Source organism: Rickettsiales bacterium Ac37b, assembly GCA_000746585.2.
Lineage (GTDB): Bacteria > Pseudomonadota > Alphaproteobacteria > Rickettsiales > Arcanibacteraceae > Ac37b.
The window spans coordinates 338,184-352,415 of the sequence record CP009217.2; the positions used below are offsets into that span (position 1 = coordinate 338,184).

The following is a 14,232-nucleotide window of genomic DNA, read 5'->3' on the forward strand; positions in this document are numbered from 1 at the left end:
TCTTTAGGGCGATTAGCTCAGTTGGTAGAGCGGCTGACTCTTAATCAGTAGGTCGAGGGTTCGAACCCCCCATCGCCCACCAGGATTTCTCTAGTGTTGGTGAGAATTTTTTTTATACTTAAATATTTAGTGCTACCTTCGTGCTACTTTTAAAACAAATAATATAAAGTTTTTAAGATATAATTTTAGTAAAAAAAATAATTTATATTATTGTTAGTTTTATTAGAATTGCTTTACTTAGAGCCTAACAAAAAGGGAAAATTTTAATTAAATTATATAAAGAATATGATAACACTAACATTGAAATTGAAAATAATGGGTACTATGTAGATTTTTCTCCTAACCCCTCTAATCAAACATTATAAATGGTATTCAAAGAATTTCTTTAGCAATTAATGTTACAATTAATACAAGTATTGAATCGTATAAATCTAACACTACGTGTCTCATTTTAAATAATGAAAAAGAAGCTGAAATTGCTCCAACTATAGAAAAATATACAAATAATGTTATTAAATTCATTCCAAAAAAGATTTAATTAAGATTAAAGTGTTACTAATAAATAATTATTTAATTGAAATATCTATAAAATTATTACATAACCAGTAATATAGTCCTTTGATCAAAACATTATAATTATTTAGAAACTATGCCATCAGTGCTAAAAGAAAAAATAGAATCTTTAATAGATTTAGAGATAAAAAACTTACCAGATGAATTTTTAAATGAAATAGCTAGAAATATTATTAACAGCCAACAAGAATTAACTAAAGAAAATATCAGCCATCTTATATTGGATATTTTATGTTCTATATTCAGAAAGCCATGGGGTGATTTAGTAGATTATATAAATTCACATGAGAATTTAATTGACTTTGCTAACAATTTTGTTCTGAAGTTATTTTCAGAAAATAACAACCACGCTTTATTAGCCGAATTGTTAGTGTGTTTATTAGAAAATAATAACATCCTTTTTCATAAAAAAGCTGATTATACTCTATATCAAAAATTGGCTGAAGCAGTACATAAATTAATTGATAATAAAAGTGTTTCAGTTGATAAAGTGATTCGAGCAAGATACTATTCTGATAGTGTATATGCTGATTATATGTTTCTTAACGATGAATCTAAAAAATCTTTTGAAATTGAATTACAAAAAAATCTCTTATTTTTGGAAACGGAAGACTCATTAATTAATGAAAGATTTTTAGCTTATATTAATATATCCCAATTTTATTTATTTCAGGGCACCCATGAAGTAACTTTATCTTACCTAAATAAAGCTAAAAATATTGAAGAAAAAATTTGCATTCCGAATTACAGAGCTTTATTTTGGTACCATTATTCATGGATATATGTAGAAAAAGGTGATTATAAAACAGCTAAAGAAAATATTAATAGCTTTTTTTCTATTATTTCTGAATCTAAGGTGAGCAGCGCTATATATTTACATTGTTTAAATATTAATGCATCTATTGAATTTCGTTTAGGCAATATTCAAGCAGCGTTTGATTGTGCTAATAAATGCTACGAGAGAGGAGTCAAATTTTATCAAACAGAAGCGAAAGATGTAATAGCAGAAAATCTGGTTACTATGGCTAGGTGTTATAAAATCAATAAAGATTATGATTTAGCCGAGCAAACAATTAAAAAGGCAATTGCTGACCTAGAAATAATATTCGGTTCTCAGAGTCTTGATCCCAGCCAAGCTGCAGCACATATTATTTTAGGTGATATTTTTATGGAAACCTCTAAATATGCTGAAGCTAAAGCAGAATACAGCTTTTCTGAAGAGTTTTATAAAAAATTCTATAAGGAAAATTTCTATAAAATGTATGAAGTTAGCATTGTTCTCGCTAATTTAGCTATTCTTCACTATAGAAGTGGTGATAGAAAATTAGCGGAGATTTACTTAAAAAAACTTACAGATCACTTTGCTATTGATAATGAAAATGTTTTAAGAGCTCAAAATATTTTAAAAAATTCTTGAGAGAGAATATTTTATTATTCAACTATATTTTGTTCTATAAATTCTTTTAGATCAGAAAGCCTATATCTAACATTTTTACCTATCTTTACATAAGGTAAATTATATCTTTTAGTACATTTCCAAATAGCAAGAGTGCTCACTTTACAGCCTAAATATTCTGCAGCTTGGGTGCGGGTAAGAAGAATTTCTGATGGATTCTTAGTATAATTAAATTGCATTTATAACTCCTTAATTAAATAATTATTATTTTTTTATTATATTTGAGCTTTTCTTCGGGGATAGCTCTATTTTTTTAGTAGTAGAACTGCACTTACAGCTTTCAAGATACTCTATAATTTCTGATAATTTATAACGCACTAAACCACCTATTTTATAGAAGTTACAACCTATACCTTTAATTCTATTAGAACGTGCTGTCGAAATTTTTTGACCAGTTATTTCACAAAACTCTTTCTCATTTAAAAAGATTAAATGAGGCGGCTTGTGTATATTGAGGTTTTCATTTTTAGGTATATTTAGTTCATTATTTTCTTGGATAGTTGTTAGCATAAAATACTCCATAATTTATATTACATAAAATCTCTTCTAATGTTTTTATTATAAATCTTTAACATTGATAGAGAAATATCATTACTATATATGTGAATATCATATTCATATTTATTCTACAAGCGTAAAATGTAATATATTTTAATTTTTATTTATTCTTGTATTAATTTATGTTATCTATTATTAAATTAGTAAATAATTAATTTAATAATATATACAAATTATGATGTTTTTTTCTCATTTTAAAGATAAGAATTTTTATCAGCTATTAAGAATAATTTATATTTATGCCGTATTGGAAGCCATTATTATGGTAGCATTTTTATATGCTAAGCATAGTGAGTTCGGTGGGTCGCTGATGAATTCTATTGTCCAATTCTTGATAATATTAGGAATTTCTAATATTTTCTTTTTAAGCATTTTTTTCTTTTTTAAGCACCAGCTAAAATATTATCTCAATAATTATTCTATTAAATACATAGAAAAGCTTGAAAGGGACAATAAGATGTTAATCGAAAAGAATAACCTTCTTACAGGATCTTATCATCACTATAAAAATTTAGTAAAAATAGAAGAGATAAGTAGCTTTCGAAAAGAAAAACTGATTTCAGATATTTGTAGTAAAATAACTACTTCTTTAGCAGAAATAAAAGAATTTATCAGGATCTTTATACAATTAAAAACTGGAGAAATTAAGATTTCTATTAGCCGTGATAAGCAATTAGATATTTTTATCGAGATCAATAACAAGCTAGCCTATTTATCAGAATTTTGCGTAGCCTATCAAGAAGAAGATATAGAAATTTTAGATATAGTTTATAATATAAGAGAAATATATGAAATTTATAAAAAAGATATTGTTCAGAGTAGATTAAATGTTATTCCTACGATATCAACTAACATAAAAAATATTAAATTTAATAAATTATTATTACAACAAATACTTGCTAGTCTTTTAAACCATGCAGTGAGTCATGCAAGACCGGCAGGAACGATTAACATAGATATTACTACCAGAAAAAAAGATCAACAAGATACTTTAGTAATTTTAATTAAAGATAATGGGTTTTACCTTTCAGAAGAATTTACGCGTGATTTTAAGAGTAATTTCTTAAATATCTCTCCTTTAGAGCTAGATTTAAATACTATCAAAAATATTCTAGAAACACATAATGGTACTTTAGATTTATTACATGGCAGTGAAAATAGAGAAATTTATTTAACTTTGCCGTGTGAAACTTTTATTGATGTAAGTAAAACCAGGGCTGTTGAACATGAAAATGTCATATTATTTAGAAAGCCTTTGAGATGCTAGAAATTTTTATTGATAAGCCATTTGCAAAAATCTCTATCTATAAGGTTAGAATTCTTACTTATAGAATATTTGTATACTTCATTAATTAAAGAAGTTATTTGGTTTAAATGCAAATTTTTACTTTTTACTAATTCGGATATAACTTTTACTGCTTCAAGATATAATTGCTCTTGCCAAATATATGTTTCTTTATCTGATGTTTCTGGGGTTAATTTATTTAGCCCAGCATTGGCGTATGATATCTGTACTAAATCATTAAGAGTACAATCTAAGGCTGCAGCTATAGCACTTAAGATTTCAACACTAGGATTTTTAGAGAAACCTTTTAATATATTTCTAACAGCACTTTTATTTAATCCAGCTTTCTTTTCAAGGGCATTGGTGGAGAGGCTTTTAGCTTCCATTCTTTCTTTTATTTGTTGTTGTAAGTAAGAGGACATAAATTTCCCTTGCATGAATTTTTTAATCATGATATCCACATATATGTGGATAAATATTATGATTTTATATAGTAAAGTTTCATATATATTCTACAGATATCATAACAAATAACAAAAGTAAATAAAAATTATGAATGATTTTCTTAAGAATATTAATTATGCCTATTTTTTTGAAGAACCCTTTACTCGAAGAGAAGCATGGAGCTGGCTAGTAGAAAATGCTATTCATGGCGAGTTATCATATTCTATTCGCAGTATGGCAAGCATATGGAAGTGGCATAGATCAAAAGTCGAGAGATTTTTAACATCTCTGAAAAACGAGTCATTAATCAAGACAGAAGTAAAGTCAGGCCAGTTGTTAATTATGATAGGTAATTGTAAGCAATTTAAGCCTGATGCTTCGCAAATAGAGATAGTAGAAGAGACTAAGAGCGAGACAGTTCCAAGTCAGAAACAAGACAATCTAACAAGCATAAATCAGCTTCAAGACGGAAGTAGTGATACTGAAACCCAATATCTTCAAGGCTTAGCAGAAAATCTTGAGACAGATTCGAGTCAATTTCAAGACGAAAATTGTGAAAAAGAAGAAAAGAAAAAAAGAAGCAAAAAAAGAAAAGAAGAAAATAATATTTCAAAAGAAAAAAATACCCCTTATAGGGGTATTAAAAAAGAAAAGTTTTTAAGCAGTTTTTCAAGGAAATCCTTACCTTTTGATCTAGTAGAAATTGCTGATGTAGAACATTGGGGAGAGAAAACACTACCAATTGATGTTGATCTTGCTTGGGAGCTAGGGAAATTCAAAGATTACTGGTTATCAACTCGTAAAAAGCCTCCAAAGGATGGGATAGCTGCTTTTAGAAACTGGTTACGTAAATCTGTAGAACTTAAAACTCAAGGAAAAACAAATGAAAACAATTACTACACTGAAAGAAAGGAACACTCAGGGATCGATAATTTCTTTCTCGGAGCAGCTGAGCTCGCTGCTAAGCTTGAAAGACATTGATTGGAGTGGCATACTTGGCAATCATAGCAAAAATATGGTTCCTAAAATAGCTAGAACTTCGTTTTTATACCAAGAGCTAGTGGTAGCGGAAAGAATTTTAGCTGAGCATTTGAAATCAGCAACTCATCGCCAGATATTAGCTTTGCTTTCTAAGCTGAGATTACATTATCCGCTTACAAATTTAGCAAGCAATCAGGTGCAAATATTACTAAACGACTATTTGGAAGATCTAGGCATATATCCGTTTGATATCTTGTCTGCTATCTGCCTGCAGTATCGTCAAAACTCTCTAAATAGTTTCTTTCCTAAGATTGCTGAGTTACTGGCGCCTATTCGTGAAAAATGGGTAGCTAGAAAGTGGCAATTAGTCCAAATCAAAATCTTGTTAGCTAAAGCTGAAAAGGAACAAGATCTAGATTTTGATGATAATAGATTGCTCATTAAAACCATACAAAAGGAAGTTGAAGCAATGATTAAAGAATTACAAGCAAATCAGTAAAAAAGCAGAAAGTAGAAATTAAAAAATAAAAGGAAAGAATGATGAAAAAAACTAAAGTTAAATATAGCAAACCACCAGTTGCCGCTAGATATTCAGATTATGGCACCAAAGAATTACAAGAGAAAGGTGAAGTAGAATATATCGATATCGAAGGTGGATATAAGCAAGCAAGAGTTACTAATCAAACTCCTGTGGAAAGATTATATAAAAGATCTCAAATTGAAGCTTATCAGTTTCATGCAGTACAAATTCTGCAAAGAGATTACTTTAAAGCAAATACAGTAGTATCAGTCAAAGCAAAAGTTGTTATTGATCCGATCACCCAAAAATCGAATTATCAGCCTTCAATGCTTGGTTATTGCTTTTTAGATTCAAGAGAGAGATATGAACAAGCAATGGCTAAGGTTAGAAAATTTGAGGAGCAAGAAAGGAGTTTAGGTAATAATGCTCCTTATAGTGCTATAGTGCAATATATGGTACTTGACGATGGTTATTTAAAGGATTTAAAGCAAGTTAATCCTGATTATGTAAATATTGGTGTATATGAGTTAAAGAAAGCTTTGGATGTTTTAGCCAAATATTATAATATTTTTCCAAAATAGAAATAATTGTTATTGACAACGATAAAATCCCAAAGTAAGGTGTTTAGATAAAGTTGATAAATCTATCTAAACACTTCCTAAATATTCAAATTTAATATTCAAAAATTTATATTGATTGCAAATTTATTCAAGTTTTTTTGATTTTCTATTTTGTAAGATAACGATATCTAAAAATGAATTTCCGATTTAATCAATGTTCTGCTATCTACTGGTTCAATCCTATGTTCATTTGCTCTATGGCAAACATGATAAATGCTGCTTGCGCTTTACATTTTGCAGGCAGCAGAAATAATAAAATGGACAGGAGATTAAGTACTCAGGGTATAGTACGCTCCGAAGGCAAGATAAAGAAGATCTCCTCTAGTGCAGTTTTTTAGTGTATATGTCGCAGATTTACTTAGTTTATAGAGGAGAATTTTTATTTAATGATCATAGCTAGTTCTACTAAAGTGAATTTAACAGGAGAAACTCTTAAGGCTATTCAAGAAGAAGCTAGCAAAGCTTCTGTTCCTATGTCCAAGATTTTAAAAAGTTATGCTATGGAATATATTAAACTAAAAAATGAATCGGAACTTATTAAGGAAGGAAAATTACCTGAAGGTTCGATAATTCATACGCATTTAGCTAATATGGAAAGTAGAATTGCTAAAGTTTTGGTCAATAATTTAGAAGTTATAGAAGAGATTAAAACTGAAATCCAAATGCTAAGTGTTATCATTGATCATTATCTTCAGCTTTATCTAAATCATACTCCTTCTGTTCCAGCAGCAATGCAACTAGAGCGAATTAAAAGCTCCGAGGAACGTTATGAAAGATTTATCACAAGGGTAGTAAAGACGATAAGTGATAACAAAGCTAATATTGCCCGTAATATCAAAGCACGTATTTTGCAAGATTTAGAAACTGAAAGGAATGAATAACATCTTTTTTCAAGAAGAACTAATTGCTAGGCTTCAAGACAAGCTAAAACGTGAACTTGGGCCTGAGATTATGGATGCTCTTTATAGTAATGATATCATTGAGATTATGTTAAACCCTGATGGTAAAGTTTGGTATGATTATTTAGAGCAAGGTATGATTGATAGCGGTATAGTTATTAGTAAACACCAGGCAGAGAATTTACTTGGCACAATAGCCGCAATGAAAGGTACAGTAATTAACTATAACTCTCCTATTTTAGAAACAACCTTACCTTTTGATGGCAGTAGATTTACGGGGATTATTTCACCAATAAGTGTCAGTCCTAGCTTTACTATACGTAAAAGGCCTAAGATAGTTTTTACTTTAACAAATTATATAGAAAATGGAATTATTACTTCAAGCCAAGCTCAGAGTATAAAAGAAGCTATCAAACAAAAAGAGAATATTTTAGTAGTTGGAGGAACTGGTTCAGGTAAAACTACTTTAGTTAATACATTGCTATATGAGATGTCTATAATTACTCCTCAGGATAGAATAATAATTATTGAAGATACGGTAGAATTAAAATGTTCATCTCTAAATAGCCTGGAGCTTAGAACGATAGAAGATATTGATATTACTAAAGTCCTACGTACTACTCTTAGACTTAGACCTTGTAGGATCATCATAGGAGAAATCAGAGGTAGTGAAGCAAATTCTTTAATCAAAGCATGGAATACCGGACACCCTGGAGGTATTTCTACCATCCATGCAAATTCTGCTTATTCCGGCTTAATCAGGCTAGAGCAATTAATCAAGGAAGCTGGAATTAAACCTATCCCGGAAATTATAGCTGAAACTATCAAGATGGTTATTTTTATAGAACGTATTAATATGTTTCCTTGGAGAAAAGTAAGGGAGATTGTAAAAGTCAAAGCTTATAAGCATAACCAGTATAGGCTAGAAATTATCTAATATTAAACTTATTTAATTCCAAATTCATATCAATCACCTGAAAAGGAGAAAATTAATGTATAAGAGAATTTCATTCTTAATTCTAACATTTTTGTTTAGCTTAAGTAATAGAGTTTATGCCTATACTGGAGGAGCAGGTCTTCCTTGGGAAGCACCACTTAAAACCCTGCAAGAGAGTTTAACTGGTCCTGTTGCTATGACAGTTGCAATTATGGCTATGTGTGTATCTGGCATAGCTTTAGTCTGGGGTGAAGAAATAAGTGGTTTTACTAGAAGAATACTGATGTTAGTGCTTGCTATTTCGGTACTTGTATCTAGCGCTAGTATTATTACTACCTTGTTTAGTGTGAGTGGAGCACTAATCTGATCCCATTTCCTGTTTCTATTCCCACGTTGTCGCACTTTAGGATTCGAATTCGGTCACGTACTAAGGTACGCTCCTCATTCTCACCACTTGTTCTCCTAGTGGTTAATTAAAAACAGCAGATGGGATTACAATGAACACTCGCGATGCTTTGCGCAAAATAATTATTCATAAATCTCTAACTCGAACTCAAATGCTACTTGGGGGAGAAAGAAGTTTGGTACTCATGAGTGCTTTAAGTTCATTCATAATTGGTCTTATAATTTCTCTTGGCATGAGTTTTATGATGGGAGTTATCATCGGAGCTATGCTTTGGTTAATAGAAATTTTCTTGTTAAGAAACATGGCAAGGAGTGATCCTTTAATTAGTAAGGTTTATCTTCGCTCCTGTAAATATAAGAGTTATTATCCTGCTAAAGGTAGATATGATGCGATCATTAATATTCGTTTTAATTAAGTTCATCAATAAAGCTTTTACTAACAATCAAGCTTTTATTAAATTTAATTGGTAATTAAGGTTATATATGTATCTCAAAGAATGGAGAGATAAGGCTATTGGCCTTGCTGATCTCTTAAATTATGCTGTTTATATTGATGATGGAATCATTCAAGGCAAAGATGGATCTTTGATAGCTAGTTGGTATTTTTATGGTTCTGATATGGAATCAAGTTCAACTGGAGAGCTAGAAAGCTTATCTGCAAGGTTAAACTTAGCTTTAATGAGGCTTGAGCAAGGATTTATGATGCAAATTGACTGTATTCGGCAATCTGCCCCTAATTATCCTGATTTAGCTAAGGCTTATTTTCAAGACGCAACTAGCTTATTAATTGATTATGAAAGAGAACAACAATATAAGTCTGAAAATAACAATTTTGAGTCTTTATATGCACTAACTATAACTTATACGCAAGCCTTTAAAGCCAAGGAGAAAATAGGAGATTTTCTTTATGAAGTTGATGGTAATCAAGCAGAGGAGAAAGAAGGAGATAAAACTCTTATTTGGTTTAAGAAGATAATTAGGGAATTAGAGTTATCTTTAGCTTATGTTTTTAATAACTCTCTTACCAGGATGAAAAATAATTCTGCTAATCATCAGGATGGTGGTAATCAATTACTTGAGTTTTTAAATTATTGTGTAACTGGTAGATTCCATAAACTAAATTTACCGATTAGCGGTATGTATTTAGACTCTTTAATAGGTAACCAAGATTTTACTGGCGGAAATTATCCCCAAATTGGTAATACGCATCTTAGAATAGTTTCTATAGAAGGGCTGCCTATGGAATCTTATCCTTCAGTATTAAGTAGCTTAAATTATATTGCAACTCCCTTTAGGTGGAATAGTAGATTTATCTTTTTTGATAATGAGGAAGCTAAATCTCTTATTAATACTACTCGAAAAAGATGGAAGCAAAAAATCAGAAGCTTTAAAGATCAAATCCTAAATACAACTAGTTCTGCTATTGACTATGATGCTGTAGCTATGGCAGATGATGCAGAAAATGCCATGAGTGAATTAGCAAGTAATATGGTGAAGTTTGGTGATTATACGAGCAGTATTATTTTAATGAATGAAAATCTAGAATTGCTAGAATCAGCTGTAGAGCTAGTAGCCAAAACAATACGTAACTTAGGCTTTGCAGCTCGTATTGAGACTGTAAATAGTGTTGAAAGCTATTTGGGTTCCCTGCCAGGTCATGGCTATCAAAATATTCGAAAATCCATGATTCATACTATCAATTTAGCTGATTTATTGCCTTTAACTTCAGTATGGCCAGGACTTGCTTATCATCCCTGTCCTTTTTATCCAAAAAACTCTCCGCCCTTATTTTATAGTACAACTACTGGTAATTCGCCTTTTAGAGTATCACTTCACGTTGGTGATGTTGGACATACCCTGATACTCGGTCCAACAGGAGCTGGTAAATCTACTTTACTCTCCTTTATGATGGCTCAGCATTTTAGATATCAGGATGCCAAGGTATTTTGCTTTGATAAAGGTTATAGTGCTTATATTATTGCTAAAGCTTCTGGCGGAGAAGTATTTGACATTCTAGGTGAAAATTCTGCTCTTACCTTTTGTCCTTTAGCAAATATTGATCAGATGAGTGAAAGATTTTGGGCAAAAGACTGGATAGAAACTTTACTTATTATGCAAGACATTACTATTACTCCTAATATTCGCCAAAAAATTCATGAGGCTATAGAATTACTAAGTACCAGCCCTAGTAAAACAATGAGTGACTTTATTAATACGGTGCAAGCTATAGAAATTAGAGAAGCATTATTACCCTATAGTTTGGCTGGAAGTATGGGCATGTTACTTGATGCAGATATTGATGGTTTAAATAATAAAAATAAATTCCAAAAAAGCTTTCACAAGAGATTTCAAGTGTTTGAGATGGAACATTTAATGAATTTAGGAGCAAAAAGTGTAGTTCCAGTTTTAACTTATTTGTTTCACAAGATAGAAAAAAATTTAGATGGCGCTCCAACTTTACTTATTCTGGATGAAGCATGGTTATTTATCTCTCATCCAATGTTTAGAGATAAAATCAGAGAGTGGCTCAAAGTGATGAGAAAGAATAATGTTGCAGTTATATTTGCAACGCAGTCAATATCTGATATTGCAAATAGTCCAATTAGAGAAGTTATTTATGAATCATGTCAAACTAAAATATTACTCCCAAATATGGAAGCAAATAATGAGTTTATTAAAGAGGAATATAGGAAAATTGGCTTAAATGATAGACAGATTGAGTTGATCAAATATTCAATACCTAAGAAGCATTATTACTATCTATCACCTTATGGTAGACGCTTATTTGAATTAAAACTTGGCCCCTTAGTTAAAGCTTTTATTGCAACAAACAGCAAAGAAGAAATCAAAATATCCAAATTACTACAGGAAAAATACCAAAAAGATTGGCAAATCGAGTGGCTAAAATATAAAAACTTACAGAATGGGCAAAAATTTGGACGCGGTTAAAATAGCTACGCTAGTTTTAGTAATGAGCATTATCGTTTTTCAAAGCGATTCTTGCTGCGTCGGCTAAAAATGATGACCTACTTTTACCAAGGGTTTGAGCTTTATGATCGATGGCATGAAGAAGATCTTGATCAATTGTGGCATTGAAACGAACAACTTTAGATTTTAAAGGTGCAGAGACTAAAATTGCTACACTATCTTTATTTTCAGAAAATGACATAATTTTTTCTAAAGAGCTAGGCTCAGGTAATATTTCACCATTTTCTAGCATTAATTCGAGATGGACTTTTAGTGCTTCATGTGCTAATTCTCTAGCTTTATCTAAAGTGCTAGCAGCAGTTATGCAACCTGGTAAATCAGGAAAATCAACTCCATAATCGGATTTTGGTTCTTTTCTTATTAACGCTATATAATTAATCATATTATTTACCTTTTTTAAGCTTAGCTTGCTTTAAAACGCTATTTAATGTACCAGAAGGTAGGTCTTTTTTAGGATGAGGTATGGTTACAATGCCGCTTTTCGTAGGGTGTTTAAATTGCATGTGGCTTCCTACAGTTCTGACATGTATCCAGCCATCCTCTTTTATTATTTTTATTAATTCTCTACTTTCCATTTTTTATTATACTTATTTTATACACACTCTGCAACTTTAATATATATTTTATACCATAAATGTTCAAGATATTATTTATGATAATAATCATTTTTCCGATACTTGTTATTGCAGGAGGAGATGATGAAACAACTATTAACAATAACTACTATCAAAATGTTGGTGGAGCTACTGAAGATAGTTTGATTAATAAGTTACAGCAAATGTCGAGTAGTACGCAAGGTAGAATGCAAGGTATACAAGTAGGTCATATGATTGCAATTGAACATGTTCAGCAACTTCGAAAACTAAGGCAGCTACAAATGAGCCATATGCAGGCTCAGAATAATTACCTAGCTAGAATAGAACAAGAAAATAACTCTAAAAAAGCGGCAGCAGATCTTTTCTTTACTGTGCCAGAGTCTACTCAAAATAAGAAATATAGAGGGTTTAAAGGTGGCAGTAAATAATAACAATATTTCATTTAAATTTCCACGTTGTCGTATTTCGGGATTCGAATTCGGTCATGTACTAATGTATTCTCCTCATTCTCACTACTTATACTCCTAGTGGATAATTTTAAATGAAAAATGTTATCATATCTAAAGTTTGGTTCCTAACAATCATAATCATTGCATTATTGCTGAATAATAGCAGTTATGCAGCAGAAATTGAGAGTGGTATCTTAGATAATATTCTGGATAACTATCAACAAGCAAGTATTAATTGGTTTGCTCCTTTATTTAATTTAGGCCAGAAACTCTTTGCTTTACTTGCTGCTATTGAAATAGCTTGGTGTTCTATTATTTGGGTACTGGAGAGGGATGAGTTTACTTCTTTCACTAGTAGTTTAATTAAGAAAATAATGAGTATAGGATTTTTCTATGCCTTGCTTTTAAATGCAAATAGCTGGATTCCAGCAATAGTTGATAGCTTTATTGAGGCAGGACAGCTTGCAGGAGGAGTTAGCGATTTAAGCCCATCAGCCGTACTTGATACAGGACTTAAAACCAGTTTAGTAATGCTTAGTAAATTACATTTTAGCGGCTTAATGGATACTATAGCCACAGGAGGTACAGCCTTAGTTGCAAGTATTATCATTATCTTTTCTTTTGCGGTAATTGCTTCGCAGTTACTCATTGCCATTATTGAATCTTATATCGTAATTAGCGGCGGAATAATCTTTCTTGGCTTTGGAGGGTCTAGATGGACTACTGATTTTACAAGTAAATATATCTCCTATGCTTTTGCTATTGGAGTTAAGCTTTTTATTCTTTATTTGCTGATAGGTATAGGGCAAAACCAAGTAGTAAACTGGCCAGAGAATTTAGAGCCTATTAACGTAAATAGTGTTTTATCTATTATGGGATCTAGCCTGGTTTATATGTTTTTAGTATGGCAGATTCCATCTATGGCAGCAAGTATGTTATCTGGAGCACCTAATATGACAGCTGGTTCTGCTGCTTCAACGATAGCGAGTTCTGCTAATATGATGGTAAGTAGCGCAGCTAAGAGTGGTGCTTTTGGAGTTGGAGCAGCTAAAAGTGGTATAGGCTTGAGTAAAGCAGCAAGTTCTGCCTGGCAAGTAGCAGGTTTAGAAAGGCTTGCTAAAGCAACTAACAGTGGGAATGGTATAGCTGATCATTTAGGACAAGTTGGGAGTGCAGTAAAGCATTTTACTTCTTCGAGTTTAGAAGATAGTAAAGGAGGCTTTGATTACGATTTAGGCAAAACTAAAGGGGGACGTATGAGCTCTATTCTCGGTAATAGAATGCAAAATGCAGAAGAAAATATCGCAGCAAATAGTATTAATAATAATGTAAAACATCTGCCGCCAAGTCTAGAGCAAGCTTTAAAGAATATAGCTAGCAATGCTAATCGAAACTCTACTCCTCATGATAATGCTCATACTATGCCACCTCATATTAAGTTAAACCATACTGAAAGTTAAGAAGAGTAGAAGAATAGAAGAGTAGAAGAATAAGAAGAATAAAAAAGATAAGAAGGAGAAG

General features: G+C 31.3%; 18 protein-coding genes and 1 tRNA gene. 13 read left to right on the top strand and 6 right to left on the bottom strand.

Annotated features, from left to right (window positions below; all coding sequences use genetic code 11):
• Positions 1–6 precede the first annotated feature (6 nt).
• Positions 7–82, top strand: a tRNA-Lys gene (locus tag NOVO_01660).
• A gap of 290 nt (positions 83–372) precedes the next feature.
• Here NOVO_01660 and NOVO_01665 read toward each other — a convergent pair.
• Positions 373–522 (bottom strand): hypothetical protein, encoded by a 150-nt coding sequence (locus NOVO_01665; GenBank protein ID AIL64729.1) that lies wholly within the window; start codon positions 520–522, stop codon positions 373–375.
• A gap of 127 nt (positions 523–649) precedes the next feature.
• Between NOVO_01665 and NOVO_01670 the strand changes: the two genes are divergently transcribed.
• Positions 650–1,990, top strand: coding sequence for a Tetratricopeptide repeat protein (locus NOVO_01670; protein ID AIL64730.1), 1,341 nt, complete (start codon positions 650–652; stop codon positions 1,988–1,990).
• A 14-nt stretch (positions 1,991–2,004) separates the two neighbouring features.
• Here NOVO_01670 and NOVO_01675 read toward each other — a convergent pair whose 3' ends face one another.
• Positions 2,005–2,208 (bottom strand): Helix-turn-helix domain protein, encoded by a 204-nt coding sequence (locus NOVO_01675; GenBank protein AIL64731.1) that lies wholly within the window; start codon positions 2,206–2,208, stop codon positions 2,005–2,007.
• Positions 2,209–2,233: 25 nt separating this feature from the next.
• Positions 2,234–2,539, bottom strand: a complete 306-nt coding sequence (locus NOVO_01680; GenBank protein AIL64732.1) for a hypothetical protein — start codon at positions 2,537–2,539, stop codon at positions 2,234–2,236.
• Positions 2,540–2,762: 223 nt separating this feature from the next.
• Between NOVO_01680 and NOVO_01685 the strand changes: the two genes are divergently transcribed.
• Complete coding sequence (locus NOVO_01685) at positions 2,763–3,854, top strand: hypothetical protein (GenBank protein AIL64733.1); 1,092 nt, start codon at positions 2,763–2,765, stop codon at positions 3,852–3,854.
• Here the strand turns inward: NOVO_01685 and NOVO_01690 are convergent.
• Positions 3,851–4,294 carry a helix-turn-helix protein gene (locus NOVO_01690; GenBank protein AIL64734.1) on the bottom strand — a complete coding sequence of 148 codons (444 nt, stop codon included), beginning with the start codon at positions 4,292–4,294 and terminating at the stop codon, positions 3,851–3,853. The genes NOVO_01685 and NOVO_01690 overlap by 4 nt on opposite strands.
• A 130-nt stretch (positions 4,295–4,424) precedes the next feature.
• Between NOVO_01690 and NOVO_01695 the strand changes: the two genes are divergently transcribed.
• The 8 genes from NOVO_01695 to virB4_1 all read left to right on the top strand — a co-directional run bounded on the left by NOVO_01695 (position 4,425) and on the right by virB4_1 (position 11,627).
• Positions 4,425–5,297, top strand: coding sequence for a hypothetical protein (locus tag NOVO_01695; GenBank protein ID AIL64735.1), 873 nt, complete (start codon positions 4,425–4,427; stop codon positions 5,295–5,297).
• A gap of 34 nt (positions 5,298–5,331) precedes the next feature.
• Positions 5,332–5,796, top strand: a complete 465-nt coding sequence (locus NOVO_01700; GenBank protein ID AIL64736.1) for a hypothetical protein — start codon at positions 5,332–5,334, stop codon at positions 5,794–5,796.
• A 41-nt stretch (positions 5,797–5,837) separates the two neighbouring features.
• Positions 5,838–6,398 (top strand): hypothetical protein, encoded by a 561-nt coding sequence (locus NOVO_01705; GenBank protein AIL64737.1) that lies wholly within the window; start codon positions 5,838–5,840, stop codon positions 6,396–6,398.
• Positions 6,399–6,823: 425 nt separating this feature from the next.
• Entirely contained in the window at positions 6,824–7,318 is a 495-nt protein-coding gene (locus tag NOVO_01710) for a hypothetical protein (protein AIL64738.1), read from the top strand.
• A complete protein-coding gene (locus NOVO_01715) occupies positions 7,311–8,273 on the top strand; it encodes a Conjugative transfer protein TrbB (GenBank protein AIL64739.1) in 963 nt (320 codons plus the stop codon). Before NOVO_01710 ends, NOVO_01715 begins: the two co-directional genes overlap by 8 nt.
• Before the next feature lie 55 nt (positions 8,274–8,328).
• On the top strand, positions 8,329–8,640 hold the full coding sequence (locus NOVO_01720; GenBank protein AIL64740.1) for a Conjugal transfer protein TrbC: 312 nt from the start codon (positions 8,329–8,331) through the stop codon (positions 8,638–8,640).
• Between the two features lie 130 nt (positions 8,641–8,770).
• The gene (locus tag NOVO_01725; GenBank protein ID AIL64741.1) at positions 8,771–9,094 is read left to right on the top strand and encodes a Conjugal transfer protein TrbD; all 324 of its coding nucleotides are present in this window, start codon (positions 8,771–8,773) and stop codon (positions 9,092–9,094) included.
• A gap of 67 nt (positions 9,095–9,161) precedes the next feature.
• Positions 9,162–11,627, top strand: a complete 2,466-nt coding sequence (gene virB4_1, locus NOVO_01730) for a Type IV secretion system protein virB4 (protein ID AIL64742.1) — start codon at positions 9,162–9,164, stop codon at positions 11,625–11,627.
• Positions 11,628–11,643: 16 nt separating this feature from the next.
• On the opposite strand, the gene NOVO_01735 is transcribed toward virB4_1, so the two are convergent.
• Both NOVO_01735 and NOVO_01740 read right to left on the bottom strand, forming a co-directional pair.
• Positions 11,644–12,048 carry a hypothetical protein gene (locus tag NOVO_01735; GenBank protein AIL64743.1) on the bottom strand — a complete coding sequence of 135 codons (405 nt, stop codon included), beginning with the start codon at positions 12,046–12,048 and terminating at the stop codon, positions 11,644–11,646.
• A 1-nt stretch (position 12,049) separates the two neighbouring features.
• Entirely contained in the window at positions 12,050–12,241 is a 192-nt protein-coding gene (locus NOVO_01740) for a YcfA-like protein (GenBank protein ID AIL64744.1), read from the bottom strand.
• 77 nt (positions 12,242–12,318) lie between these two features.
• On the opposite strand from NOVO_01740, the gene NOVO_01745 reads away from it, so the two are divergent.
• Together NOVO_01745 and NOVO_01750 are read left to right on the top strand one after the other, a co-directional pair.
• Complete coding sequence (locus NOVO_01745; protein ID AIL64745.1) at positions 12,319–12,690, top strand: hypothetical protein; 372 nt, start codon at positions 12,319–12,321, stop codon at positions 12,688–12,690.
• Between the two features lie 113 nt (positions 12,691–12,803).
• Positions 12,804–14,171 carry a conjugal transfer protein TrbL gene (locus NOVO_01750; protein AIL64746.1) on the top strand — a complete coding sequence of 456 codons (1,368 nt, stop codon included), beginning with the start codon at positions 12,804–12,806 and terminating at the stop codon, positions 14,169–14,171.
• The last annotated feature ends 61 nt before the right edge of the window (positions 14,172–14,232 follow it).

Bases quoted from the DNA above. Each gene is read 5' to 3' on its own strand.
- NOVO_01725 (AIL64741.1), top strand. From the start codon at position 8,771: ATGAACACTCGCGATGCTTTGCGCAAAATAATTATTCATAAATCTCTA.
- virB4_1 (AIL64742.1), top strand. From the start codon at position 9,162: ATGTATCTCAAAGAATGGAGAGATAAGGCTATTGGCCTTGCTGATCTC.
- NOVO_01670 (AIL64730.1), top strand. From the start codon at position 650: ATGCCATCAGTGCTAAAAGAAAAAATAGAATCTTTAATAGATTTAGAG.
- NOVO_01685 (AIL64733.1), top strand. From the start codon at position 2,763: ATGATGTTTTTTTCTCATTTTAAAGATAAGAATTTTTATCAGCTATTA.
- NOVO_01740 (AIL64744.1), bottom strand. From the start codon at position 12,241: ATGGAAAGTAGAGAATTAATAAAAATAATAAAAGAGGATGGCTGGATA.
- NOVO_01750 (AIL64746.1), top strand. From the start codon at position 12,804: ATGAAAAATGTTATCATATCTAAAGTTTGGTTCCTAACAATCATAATC.
- NOVO_01720 (AIL64740.1), top strand. From the start codon at position 8,329: ATGTATAAGAGAATTTCATTCTTAATTCTAACATTTTTGTTTAGCTTA.
- NOVO_01745 (AIL64745.1), top strand. From the start codon at position 12,319: ATGATAATAATCATTTTTCCGATACTTGTTATTGCAGGAGGAGATGAT.
- NOVO_01675 (AIL64731.1), bottom strand. From the start codon at position 2,208: ATGCAATTTAATTATACTAAGAATCCATCAGAAATTCTTCTTACCCGC.
- NOVO_01665 (AIL64729.1), bottom strand. From the start codon at position 522: ATGAATTTAATAACATTATTTGTATATTTTTCTATAGTTGGAGCAATT.
- NOVO_01710 (AIL64738.1), top strand. From the start codon at position 6,824: ATGATCATAGCTAGTTCTACTAAAGTGAATTTAACAGGAGAAACTCTT.
- NOVO_01700 (AIL64736.1), top strand. From the start codon at position 5,332: ATGGTTCCTAAAATAGCTAGAACTTCGTTTTTATACCAAGAGCTAGTG.
- NOVO_01715 (AIL64739.1), top strand. From the start codon at position 7,311: ATGAATAACATCTTTTTTCAAGAAGAACTAATTGCTAGGCTTCAAGAC.
- NOVO_01705 (AIL64737.1), top strand. From the start codon at position 5,838: ATGAAAAAAACTAAAGTTAAATATAGCAAACCACCAGTTGCCGCTAGA.
- NOVO_01695 (AIL64735.1), top strand. From the start codon at position 4,425: ATGAATGATTTTCTTAAGAATATTAATTATGCCTATTTTTTTGAAGAA.
- NOVO_01680 (AIL64732.1), bottom strand. From the start codon at position 2,539: ATGCTAACAACTATCCAAGAAAATAATGAACTAAATATACCTAAAAAT.
- NOVO_01735 (AIL64743.1), bottom strand. From the start codon at position 12,048: ATGATTAATTATATAGCGTTAATAAGAAAAGAACCAAAATCCGATTAT.
- NOVO_01690 (AIL64734.1), bottom strand. From the start codon at position 4,294: ATGTCCTCTTACTTACAACAACAAATAAAAGAAAGAATGGAAGCTAAA.